Origin of the sequence: Cohnella sp. AR92 (genome assembly GCF_003990975.1) — a bacterium.
Taxonomy (GTDB): domain Bacteria; phylum Bacillota; class Bacilli; order Paenibacillales; family Paenibacillaceae; genus Cohnella.
This window is the reverse complement of record NZ_RZJR01000003.1, coordinates 287,226-313,646: the sequence shown is the minus strand read 5'-3', so window position 1 is coordinate 313,646 and position 26,421 is coordinate 287,226. Positions and strand designations below refer to the sequence as shown.

Sequence of the window (26,421 nt, the reverse complement as noted above, 5' to 3'; positions counted from 1 at the left end):
CCCTTGCTTGATAGTTTGATCTTATCTTTACACTCCTGCGTAGGAATGCAGCCCTGCAATAACCAAGTTAACTCCAATCAACGTGAACAATACGACGATAAAGCCGATGACGGCAAGCCATGCCGACTTCGTGCCTTGCCAGCCGCGGGATAGGCGAAGGTGAAGATAAGCGCTGTAGAACAGCCAGGTAATAAGCGCCCAGACCTCCTTGGGATCCCAACCCCAGAAGCGGGACCAGGCGATCTGAGCCCAGATCATGGCGAAGATCAGCGCTCCGAGCGTAAACACCGGGAACCCGATCGCAATGGCGCGATAGCTGATCTCGTCGAGATCCTCCGGATCGATTCCGTCGAGATACGGGTGAATGAAGGCGGCCATCGGCTTGCGCAGGATGAGTCTGATAATGCCGTACAGAACGAGGCCGGAGATCACGGACCAGATCACCGTGTTAAGCTTGCGCCCCGCATTGACTCCGTTCATCCAGGACGGCGCCTCGAACAGCGGCTTGTCCATTCCGAGGAAGGAAGTCATGTGCTGCTTCTCGCTGTTATACGGGCTTACGATCGGCGGCAAGTCGTACTTGACCGTCTGAACGACGGAGTGCTCCGTCCCCTTCTGGTCGATCGTGAACTTCTCTTGCTTGAACTCGGCGCTGTAGCCCCCTGCCCGGAATCCGAATACGGATACGAGGAATCCGACGATAACGACGATGAAGAAGAGGACCCATTCCACGCCGCGCTGCTGCTTGACCGCCGACTTCTCCTTGCTGGAGAAGTCGACCACCCGCAAGAGCTGAACGAGCGCCGCCGCGAAGCCGACCGCGAAGAAGGCCTCCCCCGTCGCTGCCGTTGTCACGTGTATTTTAAGCCAGTACGAATTAAGCGCAGGGATCAAAGGCTGCACTTCCGAAGGGAACACCGACGCATACGCGATGATGATAACGACCAGCGGCGTTGCGAAGGCGCCCAGAAGCGCAGTCCGATAGATTAAGTATACTACAATAAAGGCAAACATAATGGCCATGCCGAGGAATGTCATAAATTCATACATATTGCTGGTCGGAATGTGTCCGCCGCCCTTCCAGCGGGTGAAGAAGAAGACAAGATGGCTTGCCCAGCCCAGCACGGCCAGGGAGAATCCGATGCGCGACCATCTCTTCTTGTGTGCCTCTACGTCTCTATTGCTCCATCGGCTTCCTCCGATGGCGATGGCGAACCCGATAAAAGCGAAACAATATAGAAAGAAAGCTGCAATAAAGGCGTTGCTGCTGATCGATAGCCAATTCAACGTGTATTCCTCCTGTTATCAAGAGCCTTAGGATCGACTTCTATTCCGGTCTTCTTTAGCGCCGAAGCGACTTCGGAGCGAATTCCGTACGTATTCTTGTTCGTATGGGCGCCCAAGGAGAGGACTCCATCGTCAATTCGGACCCAGATGCGCCGATGCTGCCAGTAGAAGCCCATCACGAGACCGATCATCGAGATCGCCGCTCCTACCCAGATATACGGCATGGCGCGATCGACCCGAACGTTCAGGAAAGTCGTATATTCCGAGAAGCGGACATTCTCCATCTTGCCTACCTGGAAGGAGAAACGCCCCGTATTGTTGCCGCTCTTCTCGAAGCTTGCGTTGATCAGCTGCTGCAGTTGCTTGTCCTCGGCGGTCGGCAGCGGGAAGTAGATGTACATCTCTCCTGCTTCGGGCAAGCCCGGCCCCGTCACGACGAAGACGAACGCCGGATTGTTCGGATCGCGGGATTTCGTCATTGGGCGATTCTGCTCGTCCATGCCAAAATCGGGGAATACGTTGCTTAACTTCAAAGTATAGGGGCCTGCCGTATAAGTCAATGGCGGATTGTTCATCGGAAGCTCGAACGGCCCGTATTCCTCTCCCGTCCGGGTGTCGATCAGCATCGGCTTGACGGAGATCAGCCTTACCTGCTGCTCGTAGTTGTATTGATAGAGCTTCAGGCCTTTGTAGGACAACGGACTGTTCACATGGATATCGTGCTGTTCCACTTCCGTCAGAACCGGGTCCTTGATCGGATCGTCGCAATCGGCCGTGCAAGTGTAGAGAACGGCTTTGGTCTCGTACAGCTTCGCCCGGTTCGTTCCCTTGAGGTTGTCCGGCAGTTCTTCGTCTTTATAGAACTCTACCGTGAACTTCTCGTTCTTCACGTAATAATTCGTATTCGGAATCTGCTTGGTCTGCCCTTCGTCCATCGATATGTACTGGTCCATGTGCCAAGCCGGCACTCCCCGTCCAAGTACCGCGAGCAAGAAAATAATAAGGCCGATATGATTGATATAAGGGCCCCAGCGGCTGAAACGATTCTTCTCTGCCAGCAGCGCCGTGCCGTCCACTTTAACCTTGTAATGCTTGCGCTTCAGCTGCTTGGCGAATTGCTCGGTCCACTCTTCCGGATTCTGCCCGAGCGCCTCGCTGTAAACGGTTTGCTGCCGGCTGATGAATGTGAGATGCTTGCGGACCTGTTGCTTGGACAGAGCCTTGTAGAGCGGCAGCACGCGGTCCAGGCTGCAGATGACGAGAGACGTTCCGATCATGACCAGAAGGCCGACAAACCACCAGGATTCGTACGTTCTAGACAAGCCTAGGAACTGATAGACCGCTCCCCAAGTTCCATACGTATCGCGATAATACTGGGCAGGGTCGTCCAGATTGATGAAGGTGCTCTCCTGCGGGTAGATCGTTCCGAGCGCGGCGCCGAGCAGCGTGACGATGATCAGCCAGACCGCGATTTTGACCGACGAGAAGAAGTTCCATACCCGGTCGATCAGAGCGGGATTTTCTTTCTGGGAACGGCGCGCGACGCCGTCGTAACGCATCTCCAGCGGGCTGTCGAGCGGCAAGTCTTCTAGGAGCGGCTTGCCGCAATATTCGCAGAGAACGGTGCCTGTCGGATTCTGGTGCCCGCATTCGCATTTGGTGTTCTGAAACAACCTAGACATCCTCCTCGGTTCCTCTTATTTCTCGAATAATCGCTTGATCCGAGCATCGATGTCTTCCTCGGTCATCGGCCCTCCGATTACGATATCTTGAATCTGCCCGTCGGGCGCGATGAAGAAGGTCGTCGGATATTCCTTCAAGCCGTAACGCTTCTCGGTCTTCTTGTTGCGGTCCAGCAGGATCGGGAAGCGCGCCCCGACGCTTGCCGCGAATTGGCGAACCGAGATGCGGTCCTCGCTCAGATTGATGCCGACAAGCTCTAAGCCCTGGTCCTTCCACTTCTCGTATTCATGCTGAAGCGCGGGCATCTCGTTGCGGCAAGGCGGGCAGAACGTGCCCCAGAAATTCAGCACGAGCGGCTTGCCCTTGTAGGAGTCCAGATCATGGACGGTTCCGTCGAGATCGGCAAGCGTAAAGGCCGGAGCCTCTTGTCCAGGCTTCAGTACGGTAGAAGTCGTAAAGAAGGAACGGCCGATGGCATAGCCTCCGATCAGGATGACGATGGCCAGGATGACATATTGAATGGGCTTGCGATATCGCTTCACTTTCTCACCACCGGTATGTATTGGCTTTCGAAGCCCTTAACGGTCATTATCGGCAACACGAAACGCCCCATACAGGGGCGGCCCGCTTTTTGTAACCGATTTATTTCCATTATAACGAAAACACCGGAGCCAAGGATATTTCCTTAACCTCCGGTTATGAACATTGTGTGACGTCACTTCTCCGAAGATGGCATTTCTGCGTCTTCCAAGAGCGCCTGAAGCTCCGCTTTGGATAGCTTCCGGTGCTTGCCGCGTTGAAGGTTGTCCAATTGAAGGCTGCCGAAGGAGATTCTCTTCAGTCGGGTAACGGGGTGATGGATAGCGTCGAACATGCGCCTTACCTGGCGATTGCGTCCCTCGCGGATCGTTATGCGAATGGTCGCGAACTTGTTCTCCGGATCCACGTCGTGGTATTCGACCTCGGCGGGAGCGGTCATCCCGTCCTCCAGCTTGATTCCCTTGGCCAGCTTCTCCAGAGACGCTCCGTGAGGCACCCGCTCCACCGTCGCCAGATACGTCTTCGGGACGTGATGCTTCGGATGGGTCAGCTTGTTGGCCAGTTCCCCGTCATTGGTAAGCAGCAGCAGTCCTTCCGAATCGTAATCCAAGCGACCGACCGGGTAAACCCGCTGTTTGACGTCCTTCAGGTAGTCCGTGACCACGGAACGGCCCTTCGGATCGCTTACGGCCGTAATAACCCCTTTGGGCTTGTTGAATACGATATAAACTTTCTGTTCCTTAAGAATCTTCTTCCCGTTGACCGCGATCTCATCGGCGGACGGGTCGGCTTTGACTCCGAGCTCCGTAACGGTTTCTCCGTTAACGGTAACCTTGCCGCTCGTAATCAGTTCCTCGCACTTGCGCCGGGACGCGATGCCGGCATTGGCGAGAATTTTCTGCAAACGTTCCAAGTAAGTTCACCTCATCACCCATCATACCTTCAAGACAGGCTTAAAACAACAGCCAACATGCTCCCGCCGCCGCGAAAAACCCGACCGCATCCGAGAACAAGCCGACTTTGAGCGCGTAACGGGATTTGCGAATGCCGATGGCCCCGAAATATACCGTCAGCACGTAGAGAGTCGTGTCCGTGCTTCCTTGGATGGTTGCGGCAATTCGAGCAACCATGGAATCGGGGCCGTGCGTCTTGATCAAGTCGGTCGCATAAGCAAGCGATCCGGCTCCGGTAATGGGACGAAGAAACCCCAGCGGAAGAACGTCGCCGGGGATACCGATCTTCGCGAACAAGGGACTAACCGCATGGACGAGGGCATCCATCGCTCCCGACGCCCGGAACATGCTGATGGCCGTCATCATGCCGACCAAATGGGGAATGATGCCGACGGCGGTGCCGAACCCTTCCTTGGCCCCGTCGACGAAGGATTCATAGACCGGCACTTTGCGGAAGGCGGCATAAAGGGGTATGAGGACGATCATCATCGGCACCGCCCAAGCGGATACCTGATGAAGGAAGGCGATCATTCGTTACCCTCCTTTCGATTGGCCGCTAGGCTGCAGAGGGATCGGCGGCAAGCGGTCTCGCTTGCGGTACCAGCGATCGGCAAGGATGGCCGCGCCCGTGGAGACGATTGTGGCCAGAAGAGTCGAAGCGACGATATCGGTCGGATGCGCCGAACCGAAATTCATTCGGACCGCGATCATCGTCGTTGGAATCAGCGTTATGCTGGCCGTGTTCAGCGCCAGCAGGGTACACATGGCCGGCGTGGCGGTATCGGAGGTCGGATTCAGCTTCTGCAGCTCTTGCATGGCTTTAATGCCCATCGGGGTTGCCGCATTCCCGAGACCTAGCAGATTCGCGCTCATGTTCGAGAGAATGTAGCCGAAAGCCGCATGATCCGGCGGCACGTCGGGGAACAGCTTGCGCACGAGCGGAGCGACCAGCCTGGCGAGCTTCTGCACGAGCCCCGCCTGCTCAGCGATCCGCATCAGGCCGAGCCAGAAGACGAGGATGCTGATCAAGCCGATACATACCGTGACTCCGGTCTGGGCTCCGCCGAACGCCGCTTCCGTCACTTCCTGAACGCGTCCGTTCACCGCGGCGAACCCGACGCTGATGACCATCATGCCTAGCCAGATCCAATTGACCATATCGGCCTCACCCTCCTTTGCTAGTCCGAACCGGCTCCGGACGCTTCCGGCTTCAAGGCGACGAGCCCGATCGAACCGATCGGTTGATCGTTCAACCGGAAGTTCAGCTTGCCGCGATCGCCGAACGCGTAATCTATCGTATTCGAGGCGGCCGGAACGATCCGAATCCTCAGCTTCTCCCGTTCGCCTGCCGCAAAGGGATAGCGAAAATCGGACACGGTTACGAACGGGTAGCCGGCGACGACCTCGCCTTTCTTGATAACCGTCTGCAATGGATAGGCAGAGAATCCGTAGTCCAGCATGCGGCGATGGTCCATCCAGTCGTTGCGGTCGTTCAGCGTCACCGCAACAAGCTGCTGCCCGTTGCGCGTAGCCGAGCTGACCAAGCACCTTAACGCTTTTTTCGTGTACCCCGTCTTTACTCCGTCGGCTCCGTCGTATTGAAACAGCATCTTGTTCTTGTTCACCCACTTGTACTCCCACTTGTCATGCGGGTTCGGAGCCGTCTTCACCTTCGTGCTCACGATGGAGCTGAAGGTCTTGTCGTGCAGCGCGTACGCCGTCAGGCGCGCCAAGTCGTTTGCCGAAGAATAATGCCCCTCCTGGTCAAGACCGGACGGATTCGCGAAATGGCTGTGGGCGAGCCCAAGCTCTTCGGCTTTCCGGTTCATCAGATAAACGAAACCGTCCAGCGAGCCTCCGACATGCTCCGCGATAGCCGTCGCGGCATCGTTGCCGGACCGAAGCATAAGCCCGTATAGCAAGTTGCCGAGTTTGATTTTCTCTCCCGCTTTGAGATAAAGGGAAGAACCTTCTTTGCCCGCGGCTCCGGGACTTACCGTTACCACGTCTTCCAGCCTGCCGTTCTCGATCGCGACGATCGCCGTCATAATCTTGGTCAAGCTCGCGATTCGCATCTCGCGGTCCCCGTTCTCCTCCGAAAGCCGCCTGCCGGAGGTCACGTCCACTAAGGATGACGCGACGGCTTGCGTACGGAGCGCGGAGGCCGCCGTCGCCGTTGGTATTGCTGCGCGGCTTACGATCGAAAGGCTCGCTTCCACAGCAGGGGAAGCGATAGCCATGGATCCTATCGCCGTCAGAAGAACGGTTGCGCGAAGCAGCCGGTTGGCCTTGTCCATCATATGCTGTCAAGTTCCTCCTCGAAGTTGTAGGACCGCCCGTGGCGATAGTTCTTTTACCACTTTATGTAGGCATGTCCGGTTTGATTCTTCTTGGCATGGGGACGAATAGCAAAAATTCCGGCCTTGCGGCCGGAATGGCGAATATCGACTGCAATAGCTTAGGCCCGCCGCCGGGGCGCTCCTTACATCACGTTGTCGGATGACGACGAATGGATGGAGAGCCGCTCGTTGCTCGAGTTCTCGCTCTGCCGGCGGAAGATGTTCTGGATCTTGTCGACCCACTGCGGCGCTTCGTCGATAATTCTCTCGAACAGATGAGTCTGATTGTCGAGCGGCACGACCTTCACGCCTTGGGAACCGACGACCAGGAAAGCGATCGGGGTAATCGACACCCCTCCGCCGCTGCCGCCGCCGAACGGGAGCGACACCGAGGCATTGTGGCCCTTGGTCTCCCCGGAATTCGCTCCCGAGGAATCGGAAGCCGACCTCGAGCCGGAAGCTTCGTCCGTCTGGAATTCGCTTCCGCCGGCCGCGAAGCCGAATCCTACTTTCGAGATCGGCATGATCACGCTCCCGTCCGGCGTTTGAACGGGTTCGCCGACGATGGTGTTAACATCCACCATCTCCTTGATGTTCTCCATTGCCGTTTGCATAAGGCCTTGAATCGGATGTTCGGACATTATGGGCATCCTCCTTTCTTCCGTTAGCTTGCCCTGCGCGAGACCACGTTTATTCGCGCCGGGAGAAGCGGGCCCAAGGAGGCATCAGGCGTGTTCGGGCCCTGCTTTCCACGCTCTCCAGGCCCGAAGCGCCGGTCCGATCCGCATGGTCTTTACCCCGAGCTTCATGATGGAGTATGCGAGCTTGGATACGCGAATGCGAAAATCGGCCTCCCACACCAATGCGAATTCCTTCCCGGAGAATACCGATTCCACCCGTCCGTGCGGAGACGTGCGAAGACGGATGAATTGGCTTGCCGCCGCATTCACGCATCCCATCAGCGTCCAGCACAGTCCGGCCAACACGGCCGTATGAGCGGCGTCCCCCGTTCCGAGCCGTACATCAAGCCTCCATCTCGTGCACTCCACTTGCCCTAACGTCTGGAACAGCCATTCTCGGAAGTGCTTGACGGATATCTTCAAGTTGCGGAAGGCTTCCCGGAACCTTCGGATCGTCCGTTTGCCGATAAACCGTTTGTCTTGCCCGCCGCCGGTCGCGCCCGCCATGTTCGTCTTACCTTTCTCCTCGTACAGCAAACCCCAGCTGCGCAGCGTAATGGTAGGAATCGTTCGCCTCGTCTGCAGGACTCCATAGAAGGCGCGGACGACGATAACGAGCTGATCCATCTTCCCGCTGCGGGAATAGCGGATTCGAATCCGGATGGAAGACAGCGCGACGGCAGCCGCCAGGAGAACGATAACGGCCGCGGCTCCCGCCCATAACCAAAAAGCCATACTCCCCCCGCCTTTCGCATAAGGGTAGTATGGCCTTTATCCTTCTTCCTTCATTCGGGATGGCAATGCTTCATTTCGTTTCCATCTCAAGCGCCTTCAGATCGTCCAGGGAAAGCTGGCGGCCTTCTATTCTCTCGAACAGCATGCGCGACTGCTCCTCCAGCTCATCGTCCATCTCGCTCACAAGCGGATCCGGCAATTGGTCGATTCCCGCCAAGCCGAAGTAATCGAGGAACGATTTGGTCGTCCCGTACAGAATCGGCCTTCCCAGGGCTTCCGCGCGACCGACCTCCTCGATGAGATCCTTCGCGACCAGCGTATGTATCGCCCTGTCCGCTTTGACGCCGCGAATCTCCTCGATCTCGACCCGCGTGATCGGCTGACGATAAGCGACGATGGAGAGCGTCTCCAATGCCGCTTGGGAGAGAACGGTACGGGAAGGATTGTAGGCGAGCTTCTCGAAGTAGGCCGCATGCTCCGGCGCCGTCGTCAGGCGGAAGTTGCCGGCCACTTCTGCGATTCGTATGCCGCGTTTCTTGCGCTTCAGATCGGTCTGCAAGTCTTTCAACACGTCGCGCACGACATCGATGTTCATCTCGACGACTTCGGCGATCGTCTTGGCGTTGATCCCTTCGTCTCCCGATACGAACAAGAGTCCCTCAATAATTGATTTCAGGCTCGAATAGTCCATCTCCTGCCTCCTCTCTTCCCGTCCAGGTCAGCACGATCTCGTCGAACAATTGATTCTGGAAGCACGAGATCCAGCGGCGCTTCATCAGCTCGAGGATAGCCAGGAACGTCACGACAACCTCCTGGCGGTCTACCTGATCGCCGATTAGCTGGGAGAACAGAACCTTGTCCTCTCCGCCCTCCGCTCTCCCTCTCAGCATTCCGATGATATCCCGAATCCGATCGGTGATCGAGATCTCGTCTCTCTGGATCGCCGATATTCGCTTCCTCCCCGCTACGCGGCGAAGAGCCTTGCGGAACGCCCGAACGAGATCGTCCACGTGCAGGCCTTCGACCGGGTTCTGCGGGATGTCCGGAACGAACGGCTCCAGATCCGCGGGTTCTCGGGTATACGTCTGGCTTCGCTCGAATTCGTGCTCGCGCAGCTCGTTGGCAATCGCTTTGAACTTCCGGTACTCGATCAGCTTGCGTATGAGCTCCTCGCGAGGATCGATCCCGTCGTCTTCCTCGACCGTCAGCCAAGGCTCGTCGGTAACCGGAGGCTTCGGCAGTAGCTGGCGGCTCTTCATGGCCAGCAGCGTAGCGGCCATTACGAGGAATTCGCTCGTCACGTCGAGCTCCAGCTCCTGCATCGCCTCCAGATAAGCGATGTATTGATCCGTGATCTCGCTGATGGAGATATCCTGGATATCGATCTCCGCTTTATCGATCAAGTGGAGCAGCAGATCGAGCGGCCCCTCGAACGTTTCCAGCTTATAGAGCACCGTCGCAGTCACGCGGATCCTTCACCCTTCCTCTGGCTATGCGGCCGTTTCTTTCTGATTTACCCTTTAAGAGCGCTCGTCAGGTTCGCCATCTCGATAGCCGAGGCAGCCGCTTCCCAGCCCTTGTTGCCGGCCTTGGTGCCTGCGCGCTCGATCGCTTGCTCGATGCTGTCGACGGTCAGAACGCCGAAGATCGTCGGTACGCCCGTCTTCATTCCGGTAGCCGCGACTCCCTTGGCGACCTCGTTGCACACGTAGTCGAAGTGCGGAGTCGATCCGCGGATGACGGCGCCCAGCGTAATGACCGCGTCGTACTTGCCGCTCTCCGCCATCTTCTGCGCGATCAGCGGGATCTCGAAAGCTCCCGGCACCCAAGCGACTTCGACTTCGTGATCTTCCGCTCCGTGGCGCTTGAAAGCGTCCAGGGCGCCGCTCAGAAGGCGCGTCGAGATGAACTCGTTGAATCTTCCGACGACTACCCCGTATTTCAAACCTTGCGAGACCAAATTGCCTTCATAAAAAATAGCCATTGATGTTCATCCTCTCTTGTGAGTTCAAACGCTGCTGCCAGCCGAATGAAACTCCTGCATGATCTTTTTTATTTAGAGTTATTTGATTGGTTTTGCTGCCTTAATAGCTCATTGCGACGCTTATTTATCTTCTCCGGCCAAGCTGAACGCCGAGCCCGGCTTCGCGCGGTTCCTCTCGAATTGGATAGGGACGCGTTCGACCACGTCCAGGCCGTAGCCTTCCAGCCCGCGAATCTTGCGAGGGTTGTTCGTCAGCAGCCTTAGGTGACGGATGCCGAGATCCTTAAGGATCTGCGCGCCGATGCCGTAATCCCTGAGCTCGGGCTTGATATTCTTCTCGGCGGAGTCCAGGCCCTCATCGCGAATCTTATAGGAGCGAAGCTTGTCGATCAAGCCTCTTCCTTCCCCGCCTTGTCTCATATACAATAACACGCCGCTTCCCTCTTCGTCGATCTGTCTGAGGGAAGCTTCGATCTGAGCGCCGCAATTGCAGCGTTGGGAGTGGAACACGTCGCCGGTCAAGCATTCGGAGTGCACGCGAACGAGCACCGGCTTCGAGCTGTCGATCGTTCCTTTGACCAAGGCGACATGCTCCTTGGAATCCACTACGTTCGAATACGCGATCGCTCTGAAAGCTCCGTAGTCGGTCGGAACCTCGACCTCCACTTCCCGTTTGACGAGCTTCTCCTTCTCGTTGCGATAACGGATCAGCTCTTCGATCGTGATCAGCTTAAGGCCATGCTGCCGAGCGAATTCGATCAGATCCGGCAGCCGCGCCATCGTGCCGTCTTCCTTCACGATCTCGCAGATGACCGCGGCCGGAGTGGAATGGCACATTCTCGCCAGGTCCACGGCGGCTTCGGTATGGCCGGAGCGCCGAAGGACGCCTCCGTCCTTCGCGATCAGCGGGAAGATATGCCCCGGACGGCGGAAGTCGGAAGGCTTCGCGGTCGGGTCGATAAGGCCCTTGACCGTATCGGCGCGCTCGAATGCCGAGATGCCCGTCGAGGTGGACACATGGTCGACGGATACCGTGAAGGCCGTGCCGTGATAATCGGTGTTATGATTGACCATCGGCGGCAGGTCAAGCTGTTCCGCTCTCTCCTGCGTAATCGGGACGCACACCAGTCCTCTGCCTTCCGTGATCATGAAGTTGATATTCTCGGCGGTCGCTTTCTCGGCGAGAACGATTAAATCCCCTTCGTTCTCGCGATCCTCGTCGTCCACCACCACGATCGGCTTGCCCGCCATCAGGTCCTGCAGCGCGTCTTCGATCCGGTCGAACTCGAAGTCCGCCGGAAGGGACCGCGTTCCTGCCAATCCTTCGCTCGTGCTCATCGCGTATTCCTCCTCTGCCCTTTTTAGGCTTCCTATCCTGTACTATCTCGATATCGATGCCGTTCGATTCGCTCTTCTCGATCCCGAATCGGACGGGCTTAGAACCCGAGTTCCCTCAGCTTCGCTTCCGTCAAGCCTCCGGCGGATGCCCGGGATCCGGCCTCCTTGCCGTCGAATCGCTGGGAAAGCAGGTGATCCACGTACTTGCCCAGAATATCGCATTCGATGTTGACCGTATCTCCCGTCTTCTTGTATTGCAGCGCCGTTTCCTGAAGCGTGTGCGGAATGATCGACACCTTCAGGGAACCCGCCTCCCGGTCCACGTCCACGACCGTCAAGCTGATTCCGTCCAGCGTGACGGAGCCTTGCGGAACGACATGCCGCAAGGTGCCCGGATCGCCCGGCTTGATGGTAAAAACGACGGCATTGGCGTCTTCGCGGCGTTCGGCGATCGTTCCGGTGCCGTCCGCATGTCCCTGCACGATATGGCCGCCGAATCGTCCGCCCGCCTGCATCGCCCGCTCCAGGTTGACGGGGTTGCCCGGCTTCAGCTCGCAAAGATTGGAATGCCGGAACGTCTGAGGCATGACATCGGCATTGAAGCTGCCTCCGTCGAACGAAACGACCGTCAGGCACACCCCGTTGACCGAGATGCTGTCGCCCAGCTTCACGCCTTCCAGCACCTTGGATGCCGCGACGGTCATGATCATCGCTTCGCCGCGCCTTTGCACTCGCCGAAGCACGCCGATCTCTTCGATAAGTCCCGTAAACATGGCGTCTCCCACCTCTCTACTCCGGTTTCGCCCGGTTGCCAGGGTAGCCGGTTACGCACCAATCGCCGCCGACCTGCTCAACCGTAACGTTGTCCAGTTCCAGCGCGTCCCCCATCGCCTCCGGTCCATGGAAAGCGAAGGCGGAAGGCGCTTCGGAGCCGACCAGCTTCGGCGCGTAGAACAGCATGATCTTGTCGACGAGGCCGGCCTCGAGCAGCGAGCCGTTGAGCGATCCGCCGCCTTCCACGAGGATCGAGCTGATCTCCCTCTCCCCGAGCTGCCGAAGCGCAAGCGCCAGATCGACGCGAGGGCCCGGACCGCAGACGATGACTTCCGCCCCCCGCTCCTCCATCGCCCGAATCCGGTCTTCCGGCGCGCTCTCGGTCGCGAGCAGGATCGTCGGCGCTTCGCCGTTCAGCACTCTCGCGTTAAGCGGCGTGCGGAGAGTCGAATCGACGACGAGGCGGATCGGGTGGATGCCCGGTACCGTCAATCGGGTCGTCAGCTCGGAGTCGTCCGCGAGAATGGTGCCGACTCCGACCATAATCGCTTGGTTGCGATGGCGGAGAGTATGAACCGCTTCGCGGGCTTCGGGTCCCGTAATCCACCGGCTATGGCCGGTGCGCGTCGCGACTCTTCCATCCAGCGTGACCGCCGTCTTGATCGTCACGAACGGAAGCTTCGTCATGATGTACTTGTTGAACGTCTCGTTCAGCTTGCGGGATTGCTCCTCCAGCAGCCCGACGGTCACTTCCACGCCCGCTTCCTGCAGTCGCTTGATCCCTCTGCCGGCGACAAGCGGGTTCGGATCCGTTGCCGCCACGACCACCCGCTTGACTCCTTCTTGAATGAGCCGCTCGCAGCATGGCGGCGTTCTGCCATGATGGCTGCAAGGCTCCAGCGTGACGTAGGCCGTCGCTCCCCTGGCGTATCCTCCCGCCATGTTCAGCGCATGAACCTCCGCATGCCCTTCTCCGCGCTTCAGGTGCGCTCCAATGCCGACAATGCGCCCATCGTTCACGACAACGCAGCCGACGACGGGATTGATGCTCGTCTGGCCCGAAGCGCCGGCAGCCGCTTGAAGCGCAAGCTTCATGTAGTACTCGTCGTTGAGAACTTCCATTCCTCTCACTCCTTGGTGCGCAGCAATGATAACAAATAAACCCCCAGGGATACGTCCCCGGGGGTTGATGGCAGTTACACAGCGTAAAACAGACCAGTCGCATTCGCATCCATCCAGAGGGAATTCGACCCGGCATGGAACCATTCGCGCTTCAAAGAACGTTAGGAACCGTCCCGTTGAATAGGCGAAAGACGACGTCCGGTTCCGTGAGCGGTGTCCGAAGACAACGCCTATAGAAACCTGACACCTGATTCCTTCTCGGCAGGTAAACGGCATTCATTGTGAAAAAAAGGACAAGTAATAACCGAATCCATCCTGCTCCGAATACCCGATCGATTTGCATCTGTCGGACGCGGCTTGGCCGCGCTGCGCTTCCTTCTCCCATCCAGACTTTAACTGTCGGTCCCGGATTCGCACCGGGTCAACCGCTCTGCGGCTCCGGTTATCCGGAAGCAGCATCCGCGGGTCACGGACTGACGACAGATCCTCCGATCTGCCGATCACCGTCGGTGGGGAATTGCACCCCGCCCCGAAGGTAAGACGCTTGATTCAATGACTTTTAAAATCACCGTTAACGATAAGAACGTTCCCTAAAGCTAACGTTGATTGGAATACTACCACTCCAAAAGCAAAAATGCAACCACCTATTTCCCTTTTTCGCTAAGTAAACGATTTCATTCATCGGTTTAGTCGGAATTGTATTTTTTTTCGAAGGAGAACGCCAAAGAAGCCCTCCCCGTTATCCAATAACAGGGAGGGCCGTCCTTGCTAATCTTACTCTTCCCAAACCTTGACTTCGTTCATCTTGCTGCCGCCGCGGAGCTCATCGACATGCTCCATGCCGGAAGTCACCTTGCCGAACACCGTATGCACGCCGTCCAGATGCGGTTGCGGAGCATACGTGATGTAGAACTGGCTGCCGCCCGTGTTCGGGCCTCTGTGAGCCATGGCGAGAACGCCGCGCTCGTGCTTGTTCGGGTTGATCTCGCAGTCGATCTCATAGCCCGGACCGCCGGAGCCTGTTCCGTTCGGGCAGCCGCCTTGAGCGACGAAGCCCGGAATGACGCGGTGGAAAGTCAGGCCGTTATAGAAGCCGCTGTTCGCCAGCTTCTCGAAGTTCGCAACCGTGTTCGGAGCGTCCTTATCGAAAAAATCGATTGCAATGACATTGCCGTTCTCTAGCGTGATCGTGCCTTTCTTCATTCCTGTCACCTCATGAGCATAATGGGATTTACGGCCGACGGAGCCCGATCTTACTTCGCTACCGCTTGCTTGCGCAGGCGCTCCGGAATCAGATCGTTGCCCACGATATTATCATAGGACTCACGAGCAACCACGAGATCGGCCTGTCCGTCTCGCACGAATACGACAGCCGGACGGCGGATGCGGTTGTAGTTGCTGGCCATGGCATAATTGTACGCTCCCGTGCAGAAGACCGCAAGCAAGTCGCCCGATTGCACCTTCGGGAGGTTCAGATCCCAGATCAGCATGTCGCCGCTCTCGCAGCACTTGCCGGCGATAGAGACGACCTCTTCGGCCGCTTCGTTCGCGCGGTTGGCGAGAACCGCTTCGTACTTGGACTCGTACAGGGCCGGACGAGGGTTGTCGGTCATGCCGCCGTCAACGGCCACGTACTTGCGCACGCCCGGAATGTCCTTGCTTGTGCCCACCGTGTACAGCGTCGTTCCCGCATCGCCGACGATGCTGCGGCCCGGCTCGACCCAGATCTCCGGAAGCGGGTAGCTGGCTGCCGTGAATTCGCCGATAATGGCGTCCGTGATCGCCTTGACGTACGTGCTGACCGGCAGCGGGGTGTCTCCCTCGACATAACGAATGCCGAAGCCGCCTCCCAGGTTGATGACGGAGAACGTCGTGTCCAGCTTGTTGCGCACCTCGATGGAGAATGCCGCCACCTTCTCGACCGCCATGCGGAAGCCTTCTACCTCGAAGATCTGGGAGCCGATATGGGAATGAACGCCGAGCAGCTTCAGCTGCGGAAGCTCAAGCGCGGTCTTGACGGCTTGGAAGGCCGTGCCGTTGCCGATATCGAAGCCGAACTTCGAATCCTGCTGGCCGGTCGAGATATAGTCGTGCGTATGCGCTTCGACGCCGGGCGTCACGCGCAGGAGTATGTTGACCTGCTTGCCGTGGTCGGCAGCGATCGCGTTCAGCAGCTGCAGCTCGACGAAGTTGTCCACGACGAAGCAGCCGATGTTGGCCTTGAGCGCCATTTCGATCTCGTCCGGCGTCTTGTTGTTGCCGTGGAAGTGAATGCGTTCTGCCGGGAAGCCGGCTTGGAGCGCGGTATAAAGTTCGCCGTCGGACACGACGTCCAGGCTCATTCCTTCTTCTTCCGCGAGGCGGCACATCGCCATCACGCAGAACGCCTTGGAAGCATAAGCAACCTGGAAGCGCAGTCCCGTCTCGCGGAACGCTTCCACATATTCGCGTGCGCGCTGACGGACAAGCGCTTCGTCCACGATGTAGAGCGGAGTGCCGAATTCTCTTGCGAGGTCGGCAACGTCGCAGCCCCCGATCTCCAGATGTCCCTTATCATTGATACGGCTGGTTCCATGAAGGTACATACAACATTATCCCCTTTAACGAATATTCTCGGATTCGGGCGACTGTTCGCCTAACGCCTTCCGGGTATTTGCACGATTTACCCTAGTATATCCGATCTATCTTAAGCGGGAAATGGAGGAATTGCAAGAACATTTGCATTCGTTCCTTCATGGCCGTCCTATCCGGCCTCTCGGTTACTAAGCTTACGATCCGGCCGGCTGCTTCCGGTTCATCTTCGTCCGGTTCAGGGACGGCCGAACTTTGTTCTTCGGCAGCGGCCTGCGGAGCAGAACCTGCAGCATGCCGCCCGCGTTGAACGGGATAAACGGCCACAGATAAGGAGAGTTGAACGAGCGCGTCATGGCCAGCCAGATCGTAATGATCGCCGTAGCCGCGATAAACCCCGGCGCTTTGAACACGAAGGCGGACAGCAGCAGCGCCAGCCGCACGATCCGATTCGCAAGCCCGAGCTCATAGCTCGGCGTGGCGAACATCCCGATCGCCGCGACCGCCATATACAGGATGACTTCGTTGATGAACAAGCCGGTCTTCACCGCGATATCGCCGATGAGGATAGCCGATACGAGCGACATGGCGGTTACGAGCGGGGACGGCGTATGGACGGAGGCGAGCCGCATGAGATCGACGCCGATCTCGACCATGATGAATTGGAGGATCAGCGGAAGGTCTCCCGTCTTGTCCGCGCCCAGGAACCAGAGCCAGTGCGGACGAAGCCACGCGTTCTCCGCATACAAGAACCAGAGCGGAAGCAGAAAGATCGAGGACAGCACGCCAAAGAAACGCACCCATCTCAGATAGGTTCCGATAAAAGGATTCTGACGGTCTTCTTCCGCGTGCTGGATCAGGTCGAAGAAGGTCGTCGGCAGCAGCATGACGCTTGGCGAGGTATCGACGATCACGGCGACGCTGCCGTTCATCAGATGCGAGGAGACGACGTCCGGCCGCTCCGAATACCGAACGAGCGGGAACGGGTTCCAATCCGTCTTGACGGTCATCTCCTCGAGCTGCTTGTCCGCAAGCGGAATGCCGTCGATATTGACGGCTTGGATCTTGTCTCTTACGGCCTCCACCAGCTTGTTGTCCGCCACGTCCTCGACGTACCCGATCGCCACTTCGGTCTGGGTTCGGGTCCCGACCTTCGCGATCTCGAAGCGAAGATGAGGATCGCGAAGCCGGCGGCGAACGAGCGCCACGTTCATCAGCAGCGTCTCGGTGAAGCCGTCCTTGCTTCCCCGCACGACTTTCTCAAGAACGGGCTCGTCCGGCGTGCGGGAAGGGTACTGCTTCGCGTCGATGATCAGAACGGTCGGCTCCCCGTCGACATAGAGGGCGGCGTTGCCGACCATCACGTCTTCGATCATCTTGGTCATCGACGAGGTGACGGTCACTTGAATGGCGGGGAGATAGAATTCGAAGAAGCTCTTGAGCGCGCTTTGCCCCAAGCGAAGCGATTCGGGATCCAGCTGGCTGAGCCGTTTCAGGATCTCCGTCATGGCGGTGTCTTTGATCATGCAGCTCAGGAAGAAGAACCCCGTGCGTTTGTCCCCGAAGGTCATCTGGCGAACCTGCACGTCGAAGCTCGCTTCCAGCCCGCTCTCCTTCTTGAGAGCCTCGAGCCAATCTTCGATGCGGGGAGGAATCCTGTCTTCCGGCTTCAGATCCTCCGGGTTGCCGACATTGAAGCCTCCCGGCTCCTCTTGGCTGGCGGTTTCGGAAGCTTCGCCGCCGTCCGAACGGTTCCGTTCGGCCAGCGAGCGGCTCTCCCGGTCCGAACGCTCCTTGCCTTCGCGCCTGCGATTCGCCCCGATCGGCCTCGGCACGATCATTCCCGGGGACGTTCTTCCCTCCTCCTCTATTTCCCGCATCTCTCCGGAGCCCGGATTGCGCTCGGATGACGACAGATCCATGCTGCCATGCTCGTTCGTTTCCATCTTCCATCCACTCCTGTTCCTTATCTCGGCTGCAGTATAAGCCAATCGATCAGCGAGCCGGCCATTTTGCCAAGCGCCAACGCGATCAATAACGCGAATAAATAGCGATGCAGACGAAGCTGCTTCGTCAGAATCGGGATGACGTTCAGCACTTCCGTCAAGGCGGCCGACATCATTCCGACGAACACTCCCTGCAGGATCGCGGGAACGAGCAGTACGGCCTTCGGGAGAAGTACGACCCAGCCGAAAAAATCCGCGCAGCACCAGTACACCGTCCCCGCCAGCAGCGCGGACTCGAACACCTCCGAACGCCGATGGGCGCGAGTGAGCTGGACAAGCCGCGGGATGAGGTCCAAGACGATGAGCAGCGCGACAAACGCGCTTCCTACGGCGAAGCCGCCGGCTAGAGCGACGACAGGGACAAACAAGAGCCGGACTCCCTCAATCATGGCCAGTCTCCGTAGAGCGCTCCTGCTTCTTGCGGAACTCTTCCGTTATCACGTAATGGTTGACGTTCTCCTGGTACATGAACATCTCGACTTCAAGGGGATTCGGTTCGTCGCTTCTGCGCTTGCGGAACAGCCGATTGAAGAATAGCATCATGCCCAGGCCGAGGCCGATCGAATAGGGAATTTGGAACAGCCAGGGATGGCGATCCCCGTGGCCCGTCAGCAGCTCGATAACGCGCCTCTGGACGACCGGCATATTGACGTCGGCATGGAAGTTGATGATGGTCATCCCGGAGCCGAAGAACAGAAGCAGCCAGGCGAGCGTCAACGCCGCGCGCCTGGGCTTTACCTCGCCGTCCTTCGCGATCTCGATCAGGACATGCGGCTCCCCGTAGGACTCGATCGTCAAACCCGGGGCTTCCTGCCGAATGAGGCGGACGATATGCAGCATGTCGACGATCAGCCTGTCCCCATCCTCCGGCTTGACCCGGTGCAGCACCACTTCTTTTAAATTCCGTTCGATCTCCGGCTCCGACACGATTCGGGCGATGTCGCCCAATCGAATCTCCGCGGCTTGCTTCACGACAATTCTGCGCCTAAGACGCAGGTAGACGGTCGTCTCCACCGGCTCCTACTCCTCTCGCAGCGTGTATGAATCCCTTGCTCCAATCACGCCTGTTCGCTCCAACCTTGCCAGTAGTATGAAACAAAGCCCGTCTCCATAGTCCAAAAAACAATAAAAACCGCCTGCGCCGGGAAGCCGAAAGGCTTGGCGCAGACGGTCGTTACGCGATGGAGCGGAATTTCCTATGTCGCGAAATCTCTTCTCTTGCATGGTCCCCTGCGTTGCGAAGCTTCCTATTGCGCGATCTGCTCCTTGATGCTCTGCAGGATTTTCTTCTCCAAGCGGCTGACCTGCACCTGCGAGATGCCTAGCCGGCTGGCAACCTCCGACTGCGTCTGATCCCGGAAGTAACGCAGGAAGACGATCAGCCTTTCCCGGTCGCTTAACCCCTGAATCGCTTGGGTCAGAGCCATCTTGTCGAACCACTTCTCCTGGGAATCGTCCGCGATCTGGTCCATCAGCGTGATCGGGTCGCCGTCGTTCTCGAATACCGTCTCGTGTATGGACGTCGGCGGCTTGTTCGCTTCCTGGGCGAAGACGATCTCTTCCGGAGTCACTCCGAGCTCCTCGGCGACCTCTCCGATCGTCGGCTGCCTGCCGAATCGCTTGGACAATTCATCCTTCACTTTGCGCACCCGGTTCGCCATCTCCTTCAAGGAGCGGCTGACCTTGAGCGTTCCGTCGTCCCGGAGGAACCGTTGAATCTCCCCGATGATCATGGGGACGGCATATGTCGAGAACTTCACGTCGTAGCTGAGATCAAATTTGTCTACCGCTTTGAGGAGACCGATGCAGCCGATCTGGAACAGATCCTCCGAGTCGTACCCTCTTCCCGAGAAGCGCTGAACGACAGACCAGACGAGCCGAATATTGCTGGAGACAAGCGTCTCGCGCGCCGTTCCGTCGCCGGATTGGCTGAGCGCGATAAGCCGCTTGACTTCGGAATCATCCAGATACCCTTGCGGCGACGATCGCTTCCATTCGATTTCCATTCCTCCAACCCCTGCCGCGCGGTATTTAGTTGAACAGCGCCTTCTTGGATTCGATTCTTTTCTTCATGCGAAGACGGGTTCCCTTGCCTGGTGCGCTGGCCACGTCCAGCTCATCCATGAAATTCTCGATAATCGTAAAGCCCATGCCGGATCTCTCCAGCTCCGGACGCGAGGTGTACAGCGGCTGTCTGGCGAGGTCGATATCCTCGATGCCCCTGCCTTCGTCCGACACGGTGATGGTGACGGTATCTCCTTCGATCTCCGCCTCCAGCAGCACGACGCCATCCGGCTTGTTCTCGTAGCCGTGAATGATAGAATTCGTCACCGCTTCCGAGACGACCGTCTTGATGTCGTTAAGCAGCTCCAGCGTCGGGTCCAATTGAGAGACGAACGCCGCAACCGAGACGCGGGCGAACGCCTCGTTCTCGGAACGGCTCGCGAATGACAGCTTCATGAAATTTCCTGCGCTCATGATACGACCTCCAATCCGGCGAGAGCCGAACGCTCCGTCTCGTAGAAAGACATGATCTTGAACAAGCCGGACAGCTCGAACAACCGTTTCACGTTCGAATGAACGTCGCATACGACCATTTTGCCGCCGCGGCTCTTGATCAGCTTGTATCTTCCGAGGATGACCCCAAGACCCGAGCTGTCCATGAACTGCAAGTCTTTCAAACTGAGGACGACATGCTCCGCGCGGCCTCGAAGAATCGCATCCTCCATCTTGAAGCGGACGATGTCCGCCGTGTGATGGTCTAGCTCCCCTCGCAACCGGACAACCAAGACATTGCGATGCTGCTCCAACTCTACTTGCAAACTCACGCCGATCCCTCCCCATCATGTAGCAAACGACTGAACCTCCCATGCGCGGCCCAGCAGCCAAGGCGAACCATTAAACCGGCCTTCGGCAAGCTCGCGGCGAATCCCCATCGCCGTTCCGCCGGTTTACTGTCTTACTCCATTCTACAACTCTGAAATCCATTCCTGCCCCCCGACAAAACTAGAAGCTAGCTTCTCCTTCGCGACAAAATACAGCAAAGAGGCGCAAGACCGACCTCTTGACGCCTTCTTCGCTTGATTCTCGTTAGTCGTTCAGGAACAGCTTGCCCGCCGAGCGTTTGAAGAGAGTCCACCAGCCTGCGCGAGCCACGGAAGCCGGCGCTTCGATCGGGAATTCGTTCATAACCTCGTTGCCCCGGTACACGATCAGCTTGCCCACCTGCTTGCCCGCTTCGACCGGAGCCGTTACCTTTTTGTCAAGCACCAGCTCATGGCGAATGTCTCCCTTGGAGTCGCCCTTGCGGACGAGGACGCTGTACGAATGCTTCGCGACGATCGGGAGCTTGGCCACGGAGCCCTTCTGCACCTGAAGCGTGCCGATGGTGTCCCCCTTCTTGTAGATCGGGACGTTCGTGAACTGCGCGAACGCATAATCGAACAGCTTCGACACTTCCGCGTTGCGGGTCTTCGTGTTCGGTTCTCCCATCACGACGGCGATCAGACGCAGATTGTCGCGTTTGGCTGTCGCCGACAGGCAGAACTTCGCTTCCCCCGTGTAGCCGGTCTTCAGCCCGTCCGCGCCGCTGTAGAACCGCACCAGCTTGTTCGTGTTGACGAGCCAGAACGGCTTCGGCTTATCCTTGCGCAGATGGTCCTGATAAAGCCCGGTGTACTTCGTAATCTCCTCATGCTTAAGCAGCTCGCGCGACATGAGGGCGATGTCCCGTGCCGACGACACATGGCCTTGGGCCGGAAGCCCGTTGCAGTTGACGAAGTGCGTGCTGGTCATGCCCAGCTCCTTCGCCTTCTCGTTCATCTGCTTGACGAATTCCTCTTCGCTGCCCGCAAGCTTCTCCGCGAGGGCGACCGAAGCGTCGTTGCCCGAAGCGAGAGCCACTCCTTTGAGCATGTCTTCGACCGTCATCTCTTCCCCGGGCTCCAGAAAGATCTGAGAACCACCCATGGATGCGGCGTGCTCGCTCGTTTGGACTTTGTCCGTAAGCTTGATCTTGCCTTCGTCGAGAGCCTCCATCACCAGCAGCATCGTCATGATCTTCGTAATGCTCGCGGGAGGCAGGGCCAGGGTGCTGTTCTTCTCGAAAATAACGGTCCCGCTGTCCGCATCCATCAGAATGGCGGAACGAGCCGAGCCCGTCAGATCGGTTTGCGGAGCATTCGGCTTGGCCCGGCCGGCAGACGATTCTTCCGCCAGGGCGGAAGGAGCGGCAGCCGATGCCAATAGTGCTGCGGTCAAGGCCAGAGTTGTCAGAGGACGAACCCAGCGGCGGTATCGCGTCGTATGCATGTGAGTTTGGTTTTCCCCTCCAGATGCCGGTGTGGCAGGCTATGGTGTCTTCTTCCAACCAGTGTGCCCCGCGCAAAAGCAAAATATTCCACACTATCATCGACGCCCGAATCTGCATCCTGCCGTCCGGCTGCCGTTGCTGCCCCGATCTATTGCGAAAAATGGAAAAATTCTCAATCTTATTTAACAATTCTCCTAAACTTATTTAACAGGGTTAAGGTATGCTTGTAAAAAAACGGTTACGGAGAGGAACTGCGAATGAAAAACTTGGCGAGGTACGAGGAATCCATGACAGCGATGGATTGGAGGAGCGAATTCGATCTGGAATGGCTTCGCGACTCGATCGAATCGAAGACGGTTGCGGGCAGCGCGGCCGAGAGGATGGCATCGAACGGATACTCGCAGCTGAAGACGCTGCAGGCGGAACTCTCGGAGCTGGTTGCCGAGCTTGAGCGATTCGTTCGCCGGAACAACGCCGCGTCCGCTTCCCTGGCGGCTTGAAGCAGAAGGGCAACGCGCCGTACGGCAGCAAAGGATAGGCCCAATTGGGCATCCGGTACCCAAATGCCGCGACAACTTGCGGATGGTGGGCCCAATTGGGTATCTTTTACCGAAATGCTGAGTGCGGGTGGACGGGGAGTTCTTGCCGTCCTCAAGAAAGCCAAGAGGCTGTCCCGAAGTCCATGACTTCCGGGACAGCCTCTTGGCTTTCTTAGCTCTGAACGCCTTCCTTGCTGACGATCGCGTAGATAAGCGGATTGGCGGCGGGGGCTTCGCCGCCGAGCTCGTAGGCGGCGACGATCTGCTCCGCCGAGGAGCGGGCGGCTTCGTCGTCGCGGCGCGCATGCAGGATGGCAAGGGTATCGCCCTTGCGCACCCGGTCTCCGCGCTTCGCGACCAGCTCGACGCCGACGGCGTAGTCGATCCGGTCTTCCTTCGCCGCGCGGCCAGCGCCGATCCGCATGGCGGCGAGCCCGATCTCTTCGGCGTCGATGCCGTGCACGAAGCCGTCGGACGCCGAGAGCACCGGAATGCGCTCGTCGGCCTGCGGCAGCAGCTCCGGCTGGCGGGCGATCGCCGGGTCGCCGCCCTGCGAGGCGATCATCTGCGCCAGCTTGTCCAGCGCGGCGCCGGACGCGATAGCGGCCTCCAGCTTGCCGCGCGCTTCCTCTTCGTTCGCCGCTCGCCCGCCGAGCACCAGCATGTGGCTTCCGAGCTTCAGGCACAGCTCGCGAAGGTCCGCCGGTCCTTCTCCGCGCAGGATCTCGATCGCTTCGCGCACCTCGAGGGCATTGCCGATGAGGCGGCCAAGCGGCTGATCCATGTCCGTGATGGCCGCGACCGTCGTACGTCCGACCTCCGTGCCGATCGCCACCATCGCCTTCGCGAGGATGATCGCGTCCTCGGCGGTCTTCATGAACGCGCCGCTGCCGAACTTGACGTCGAGCAGAATCGCGTCCGCGCCCGCCGCGATCTTCTTGCTCATGACCGAGCTTGCGATGAGCGGAATCGACTCCACCGTGCCGGTGACGTCGCGCAGCGCGTACAGCTTCTTGTCGGCGGGAGCGATATTGCCGCTCTGCCCGATGACGGAGGCCCCGATCTCGTTCACCTGGGAGAAGAATTCCTCCCGGGCGAGCTCGGTGCGGAAGCCCGGAATCGACTCGAGCTTGTCGATCGTCCCGCCCGTGTGGCCGAGCCCTCTTCCGCTCATCTTGGCGACCGGCACGCCGCAAGCGGCGACCATCGGCGCCAGGATGAGCGTCGTCTTATCGCCGACCCCGCCCGTGCTGTGCTTGTCGACCTTGACGCCGCGGATGGCCGACAGGTCGACGACGTCGCCGGAGTGCGCCATCGCCAGCGTCAGATCCGCCGTCTCCGAGTCGGTCATTCCGTTGAAGCAGACGGCCATGGCCCATGCCGCCGTCTGATAATCGGGAATGGCTCCCGATACGACTCCCTCGATGACGAATCGGATCTCCTCCGCCGTCATCTCTTCTCCCGCTCTCTTCTTGCGGATGATATCCACCATGCGCATCTTCGTCATCTCCTTTATTCTCGAATCGATCTACAGCTTAGGCAGCAAGGCAAGCACGAGAGAAACGAATTGCGACTTGACCCGCTCCGTCGTCTCCATGACTTCTTCGTGCGACAGAGGCTGATCGAGGATGCCTGCCGCCATATTGGTGATGCAGGAGATTCCGATGACTTCGATGCCCGCGTGGCGGGCAACGATGACTTCCGGCACGGTAGACATTCCGACGGCGTCGGCGCCGATGACGCGCAGGTAGCGGATCTCGGCCGGCGTCTCGTAATTCGGCCCGAGCAATCCGGCATATACGCCTTCCTTGACCGGCACGCCGAGCTCGGACGCCGTCTCCTTCGCGACCTGGCGAAGCCTCTTGGAATACGCATCCGACATGTCCGGGAAACGGACGCCGAGCGCGTTGTCGTTCGGACCGACGAGCGGGTTGCGTCCCGTCAGGTTCAGATGGTCGGAGATGATCATGAGATTGCCCGACGAGAAATCCAGGTTGACTCCGCCCGCCGCGTTCGTGACGAGCAGCGTCTTCACGCCGAGCTGCTTCATGACGCGGACCGGCAGCGCCGTTCTCTCCGGCTCGTAGCCTTCGTACATATGGAAGCGCCCGCGCATAAGCGCGACTGTTCTTCCTTGGAGGCGGCCGATGACCAATTCGCCGGCGTGTCCTTCCACCGTGGATACCGGAAAATGAGGGATTTCGCCGTAAGGAATCGTAACGGCATCCTCTACTTCGTCTCCGATTACGCCGAGTCCGGAGCCCAGAATCAGGCCGATCTCCGGCACATGCGGGGTGAGCGACCGGATATAGGCGGCCGCCTCTTCGATAATTTGCTTGGTCTGCTGCGCCATGCGAATCTCTCCTTCGTTTCTCTATTTAAGCTCGGGCAGGAAGCTGCGTCCGCGCCCGGTCGGCTTCACCTGGAAATTGTCCGCGATCGTCGCGGCCAGATCGGAATACGTCTCCCGGATTCCCAACTCTCCTCCGGACAGCGAAGGCGAGTAAGCGAGAATCGGCACGTATTCTCTCGTGTGGTCGGTTCCGTAATGAACCGGATCGTTGCCGTGGTCGGCGGTAATGACGAGCAGATCGTCCGGGCCAAGCTTCTCCAGCAGAGCCGGCACCGCCCGGTCGAATTCCTCCAGCGCTCCGGCGTACCCTTGCGGATCCCGCCGATGCCCGTAAAGCGAATCGAAGTCGACGAGATTCGTGAACAGAAGCCCCTCGAATTGCCGATCGAGCTCCTGCAGCGTAAGCTCGATTCCGTGCGCGTTGCTCTTCGTCGGAAGCGCCCGGGTCACTCCCTCGCCGTCGAAAATATCGTTGATCTTGCCGACCGCGGACACTTCGAAGCCCGCGTTCTTCAGCGAGTCCAGCACCGTCGGCTCCGGCGGTTTGAGCGCGTAATCGTGGCGGTTCGGGGTCCGCTGGAACGCTCCCGGCTTGCCGACGTACGGCCTCGCGATAACGCGCCCGACCGAATATTCGTCCGCGAGCGTCAAGCGCCTGGCGATTCGGCACGCTTCATACAGTTCTTCGAGCGGGATGATCTCTTCATGCGCCGCCAGCTGGAACACGCTGTCCGCGGACGTATAGACGATCCAGGCCCCGCTCTTCATCTGCGCTTCGCCCAGCTCGTCCAGAATCTCCGTTCCGGATGCCGGCTTGTTGCCGAGGACGGCGCGTCCCGTCTCTCGCTCGAACTCTTCGATCAGAGACGAAGGGAACCCCTCCGGGAACGTCCGGAAAGGGGTCTCGATCTTGAGGCCCATGAGCTCCCAATGGCCGGTCATCGTATCCTTGCCGGCCGATACCTCCGCCATCTTGCCATAGAAGGCGCCTGGCGCGGCCTCAGGCTTCCAGTCTCCTAGCGGAGCGATGTTCGCAAGCCCGAGCTTGCGCAGATTCGGCAGCTTCATGGAAGGCACCGATTCAAGGATATGGCCCAAGGTGTGAGCTCCCAGATCCCGATAATTCTCCGCGTCCGGCAGCTCTCCGATGCCTACGCTGTCCAGAACAATAACGGCAATGCGACGAAACTTCATCCGATACTCCT

Annotated in this window: 28 protein-coding genes and 1 riboswitch; of the genes, 1 reads left to right on the top strand and 27 read right to left on the bottom strand. The window is 58.6% G+C overall.

Annotation, left to right across the window (positions count from 1 at the left end; genetic code table 11):
• Positions 1-27: 27 nt before the first annotated feature.
• The 24 genes from ccsA to ELR57_RS06165 all read right to left on the bottom strand — a co-directional run bounded on the left by ccsA (position 28) and on the right by ELR57_RS06165 (position 22,323).
• Positions 28-1,287, bottom strand: a complete 1,260-nt coding sequence (gene ccsA / locus ELR57_RS06280; RefSeq protein WP_126958167.1) for a cytochrome c biogenesis protein CcsA — start codon at positions 1,285-1,287, stop codon at positions 28-30.
• Positions 1,284-2,960: a cytochrome c biogenesis protein ResB gene (gene resB / locus ELR57_RS06275; RefSeq protein WP_126958166.1), complete on the bottom strand. Its 1,677-nt coding sequence runs from the start codon at positions 2,958-2,960 to the stop codon at positions 1,284-1,286. Before resB ends, ccsA begins: the two co-directional genes overlap by 4 nt.
• A gap of 24 nt (positions 2,961-2,984) precedes the next feature.
• Positions 2,985-3,512, bottom strand: a complete 528-nt coding sequence (locus ELR57_RS06270) for a redoxin domain-containing protein (protein WP_126958165.1) — start codon at positions 3,510-3,512, stop codon at positions 2,985-2,987.
• Between the two features lie 173 nt (positions 3,513-3,685).
• Complete coding sequence (locus tag ELR57_RS06265; protein ID WP_126958164.1) at positions 3,686-4,423, bottom strand: pseudouridine synthase; 738 nt, start codon at positions 4,421-4,423, stop codon at positions 3,686-3,688.
• 40 nt (positions 4,424-4,463) lie between these two features.
• Complete coding sequence (locus tag ELR57_RS06260; RefSeq protein ID WP_126958163.1) at positions 4,464-4,994, bottom strand: spore maturation protein; 531 nt, start codon at positions 4,992-4,994, stop codon at positions 4,464-4,466.
• Between the two features lie 3 nt (positions 4,995-4,997).
• Positions 4,998-5,621 carry a nucleoside recognition domain-containing protein gene (locus ELR57_RS06255; protein WP_126958162.1) on the bottom strand — a complete coding sequence of 208 codons (624 nt, stop codon included), beginning with the start codon at positions 5,619-5,621 and terminating at the stop codon, positions 4,998-5,000.
• A 20-nt stretch (positions 5,622-5,641) separates the two neighbouring features.
• Positions 5,642-6,763, bottom strand: coding sequence for a D-alanyl-D-alanine carboxypeptidase family protein (locus tag ELR57_RS06250; RefSeq protein ID WP_126958161.1), 1,122 nt, complete (start codon positions 6,761-6,763; stop codon positions 5,642-5,644).
• A gap of 182 nt (positions 6,764-6,945) precedes the next feature.
• Complete coding sequence (ytfJ, locus tag ELR57_RS06245; RefSeq protein ID WP_126958160.1) at positions 6,946-7,443, bottom strand: GerW family sporulation protein; 498 nt, start codon at positions 7,441-7,443, stop codon at positions 6,946-6,948.
• An 84-nt stretch (positions 7,444-7,527) separates the two neighbouring features.
• Positions 7,528-8,217, bottom strand: coding sequence for a DUF2953 domain-containing protein (locus tag ELR57_RS06240; RefSeq protein ID WP_126958159.1), 690 nt, complete (start codon positions 8,215-8,217; stop codon positions 7,528-7,530).
• 70 nt (positions 8,218-8,287) lie between these two features.
• Entirely contained in the window at positions 8,288-8,908 is a 621-nt protein-coding gene (gene scpB / locus ELR57_RS06235; protein ID WP_126958158.1) for an SMC-Scp complex subunit ScpB, read from the bottom strand.
• The gene (locus ELR57_RS06230; protein ID WP_126958157.1) at positions 8,877-9,683 is read right to left on the bottom strand and encodes a segregation and condensation protein A; all 807 of its coding nucleotides are present in this window, start codon (positions 9,681-9,683) and stop codon (positions 8,877-8,879) included. Before ELR57_RS06230 ends, scpB begins: the two co-directional genes overlap by 32 nt.
• A gap of 47 nt (positions 9,684-9,730) precedes the next feature.
• A complete protein-coding gene (gene ribH, locus ELR57_RS06225) occupies positions 9,731-10,201 on the bottom strand; it encodes a 6,7-dimethyl-8-ribityllumazine synthase (RefSeq protein WP_126958156.1) in 471 nt (156 codons plus the stop codon).
• A gap of 120 nt (positions 10,202-10,321) precedes the next feature.
• Positions 10,322-11,539 carry a bifunctional 3,4-dihydroxy-2-butanone-4-phosphate synthase/GTP cyclohydrolase II gene (locus ELR57_RS06220; RefSeq protein WP_126958155.1) on the bottom strand — a complete coding sequence of 406 codons (1,218 nt, stop codon included), beginning with the start codon at positions 11,537-11,539 and terminating at the stop codon, positions 10,322-10,324.
• A 98-nt stretch (positions 11,540-11,637) separates the two neighbouring features.
• Positions 11,638-12,312 (bottom strand): riboflavin synthase, encoded by a 675-nt coding sequence (gene ribE, locus ELR57_RS06215; RefSeq protein WP_126958154.1) that lies wholly within the window; start codon positions 12,310-12,312, stop codon positions 11,638-11,640.
• A gap of 16 nt (positions 12,313-12,328) precedes the next feature.
• Positions 12,329-13,435, bottom strand: a complete 1,107-nt coding sequence (gene ribD / locus ELR57_RS06210; protein ID WP_126958153.1) for a bifunctional diaminohydroxyphosphoribosylaminopyrimidine deaminase/5-amino-6-(5-phosphoribosylamino)uracil reductase RibD — start codon at positions 13,433-13,435, stop codon at positions 12,329-12,331.
• 369 nt (positions 13,436-13,804) lie between these two features.
• A riboswitch (FMN riboswitch) is annotated at positions 13,805-13,976 on the bottom strand.
• A gap of 233 nt (positions 13,977-14,209) precedes the next feature.
• Positions 14,210-14,638 (bottom strand): peptidylprolyl isomerase, encoded by a 429-nt coding sequence (locus tag ELR57_RS06205; RefSeq protein WP_126958152.1) that lies wholly within the window; start codon positions 14,636-14,638, stop codon positions 14,210-14,212.
• A 50-nt stretch (positions 14,639-14,688) separates the two neighbouring features.
• Positions 14,689-16,020 (bottom strand): diaminopimelate decarboxylase, encoded by a 1,332-nt coding sequence (gene lysA / locus ELR57_RS06200; protein WP_126958151.1) that lies wholly within the window; start codon positions 16,018-16,020, stop codon positions 14,689-14,691.
• A 183-nt stretch (positions 16,021-16,203) separates the two neighbouring features.
• Positions 16,204-17,952: a spore germination protein gene (locus ELR57_RS06195; protein WP_126958150.1), complete on the bottom strand. Its 1,749-nt coding sequence runs from the start codon at positions 17,950-17,952 to the stop codon at positions 16,204-16,206.
• A gap of 20 nt (positions 17,953-17,972) precedes the next feature.
• Entirely contained in the window at positions 17,973-18,401 is a 429-nt protein-coding gene (locus ELR57_RS06190; protein WP_126958149.1) for a stage V sporulation protein AB, read from the bottom strand.
• Positions 18,394-19,026, bottom strand: a complete 633-nt coding sequence (locus ELR57_RS06185) for a stage V sporulation protein AA (protein WP_126958148.1) — start codon at positions 19,024-19,026, stop codon at positions 18,394-18,396. Before ELR57_RS06185 ends, ELR57_RS06190 begins: the two co-directional genes overlap by 8 nt.
• 233 nt (positions 19,027-19,259) lie before the next feature.
• Entirely contained in the window at positions 19,260-20,018 is a 759-nt protein-coding gene (gene sigF, locus ELR57_RS06180; protein WP_126958147.1) for an RNA polymerase sporulation sigma factor SigF, read from the bottom strand.
• Between the two features lie 25 nt (positions 20,019-20,043).
• A complete protein-coding gene (spoIIAB, locus tag ELR57_RS06175) occupies positions 20,044-20,490 on the bottom strand; it encodes an anti-sigma F factor (RefSeq protein ID WP_126958146.1) in 447 nt (148 codons plus the stop codon).
• A complete protein-coding gene (gene spoIIAA / locus ELR57_RS06170; RefSeq protein WP_126958145.1) occupies positions 20,487-20,840 on the bottom strand; it encodes an anti-sigma F factor antagonist in 354 nt (117 codons plus the stop codon). Before spoIIAA ends, spoIIAB begins: the two co-directional genes overlap by 4 nt.
• Before the next feature lie 262 nt (positions 20,841-21,102).
• A complete protein-coding gene (locus tag ELR57_RS06165; RefSeq protein WP_126958144.1) occupies positions 21,103-22,323 on the bottom strand; it encodes a D-alanyl-D-alanine carboxypeptidase family protein in 1,221 nt (406 codons plus the stop codon).
• A gap of 258 nt (positions 22,324-22,581) precedes the next feature.
• On the opposite strand from ELR57_RS06165, the gene ELR57_RS06160 reads away from it, so the two are divergent.
• Positions 22,582-22,824 carry a hypothetical protein gene (locus ELR57_RS06160; RefSeq protein ID WP_126958143.1) on the top strand — a complete coding sequence of 81 codons (243 nt, stop codon included), beginning with the start codon at positions 22,582-22,584 and terminating at the stop codon, positions 22,822-22,824.
• A 211-nt stretch (positions 22,825-23,035) separates the two neighbouring features.
• Here ELR57_RS06160 and ELR57_RS06155 read toward each other — a convergent pair whose 3' ends face one another.
• Genes ELR57_RS06155 through ELR57_RS06145 form a run of 3 tightly spaced genes read right to left on the bottom strand, consistent with a single transcriptional unit; the run spans position 23,036 to position 26,410 of the window.
• Positions 23,036-24,361 (bottom strand): pyrimidine-nucleoside phosphorylase, encoded by a 1,326-nt coding sequence (locus ELR57_RS06155; protein ID WP_126958142.1) that lies wholly within the window; start codon positions 24,359-24,361, stop codon positions 23,036-23,038.
• Positions 24,362-24,391: 30 nt separating this feature from the next.
• Positions 24,392-25,216 carry a purine-nucleoside phosphorylase gene (locus ELR57_RS06150; protein ID WP_126958141.1) on the bottom strand — a complete coding sequence of 275 codons (825 nt, stop codon included), beginning with the start codon at positions 25,214-25,216 and terminating at the stop codon, positions 24,392-24,394.
• A gap of 21 nt (positions 25,217-25,237) precedes the next feature.
• Positions 25,238-26,410, bottom strand: a complete 1,173-nt coding sequence (locus tag ELR57_RS06145; protein ID WP_126958140.1) for a phosphopentomutase — start codon at positions 26,408-26,410, stop codon at positions 25,238-25,240.
• Between the last annotated feature and the right edge of the window lie 11 nt (positions 26,411-26,421).

Coding starts and splice junctions, on each gene's coding strand:
- ELR57_RS06205 (WP_126958152.1), bottom strand. CDS start 14,638: ATGAAGAAAGGCACGATCACGCTAGAGAACGGCAATGTCATTGCAATC.
- ELR57_RS06165 (WP_126958144.1), bottom strand. CDS start 22,323: ATGCATACGACGCGATACCGCCGCTGGGTTCGTCCTCTGACAACTCTG.
- ELR57_RS06155 (WP_126958142.1), bottom strand. CDS start 24,361: ATGCGCATGGTGGATATCATCCGCAAGAAGAGAGCGGGAGAAGAGATG.
- ELR57_RS06150 (WP_126958141.1), bottom strand. CDS start 25,216: ATGGCGCAGCAGACCAAGCAAATTATCGAAGAGGCGGCCGCCTATATC.
- ELR57_RS06145 (WP_126958140.1), bottom strand. CDS start 26,410: ATGAAGTTTCGTCGCATTGCCGTTATTGTTCTGGACAGCGTAGGCATC.
- scpB (WP_126958158.1), bottom strand. CDS start 8,908: ATGGACTATTCGAGCCTGAAATCAATTATTGAGGGACTCTTGTTCGTA.
- ribE (WP_126958154.1), bottom strand. CDS start 12,312: ATGTTTACGGGACTTATCGAAGAGATCGGCGTGCTTCGGCGAGTGCAA.
- ytfJ (WP_126958160.1), bottom strand. CDS start 7,443: ATGTCCGAACATCCGATTCAAGGCCTTATGCAAACGGCAATGGAGAAC.
- ELR57_RS06195 (WP_126958150.1), bottom strand. CDS start 17,952: ATGGAAACGAACGAGCATGGCAGCATGGATCTGTCGTCATCCGAGCGC.
- ELR57_RS06255 (WP_126958162.1), bottom strand. CDS start 5,621: ATGGTCAATTGGATCTGGCTAGGCATGATGGTCATCAGCGTCGGGTTC.
- ribH (WP_126958156.1), bottom strand. CDS start 10,201: ATGGCTATTTTTTATGAAGGCAATTTGGTCTCGCAAGGTTTGAAATAC.
- ribD (WP_126958153.1), bottom strand. CDS start 13,435: ATGGAAGTTCTCAACGACGAGTACTACATGAAGCTTGCGCTTCAAGCG.
- ELR57_RS06190 (WP_126958149.1), bottom strand. CDS start 18,401: ATGATTGAGGGAGTCCGGCTCTTGTTTGTCCCTGTCGTCGCTCTAGCC.
- spoIIAB (WP_126958146.1), bottom strand. CDS start 20,490: ATGAGCGCAGGAAATTTCATGAAGCTGTCATTCGCGAGCCGTTCCGAG.
- sigF (WP_126958147.1), bottom strand. CDS start 20,018: ATGGAAATCGAATGGAAGCGATCGTCGCCGCAAGGGTATCTGGATGAT.
- lysA (WP_126958151.1), bottom strand. CDS start 16,020: ATGTACCTTCATGGAACCAGCCGTATCAATGATAAGGGACATCTGGAG.
- ELR57_RS06240 (WP_126958159.1), bottom strand. CDS start 8,217: ATGGCTTTTTGGTTATGGGCGGGAGCCGCGGCCGTTATCGTTCTCCTG.
- ELR57_RS06250 (WP_126958161.1), bottom strand. CDS start 6,763: ATGATGGACAAGGCCAACCGGCTGCTTCGCGCAACCGTTCTTCTGACG.
- ELR57_RS06220 (WP_126958155.1), bottom strand. CDS start 11,539: ATGAGCACGAGCGAAGGATTGGCAGGAACGCGGTCCCTTCCGGCGGAC.
- ELR57_RS06260 (WP_126958163.1), bottom strand. CDS start 4,994: ATGATCGCCTTCCTTCATCAGGTATCCGCTTGGGCGGTGCCGATGATG.
- ELR57_RS06160 (WP_126958143.1), top strand. CDS start 22,582: ATGAAAAACTTGGCGAGGTACGAGGAATCCATGACAGCGATGGATTGG.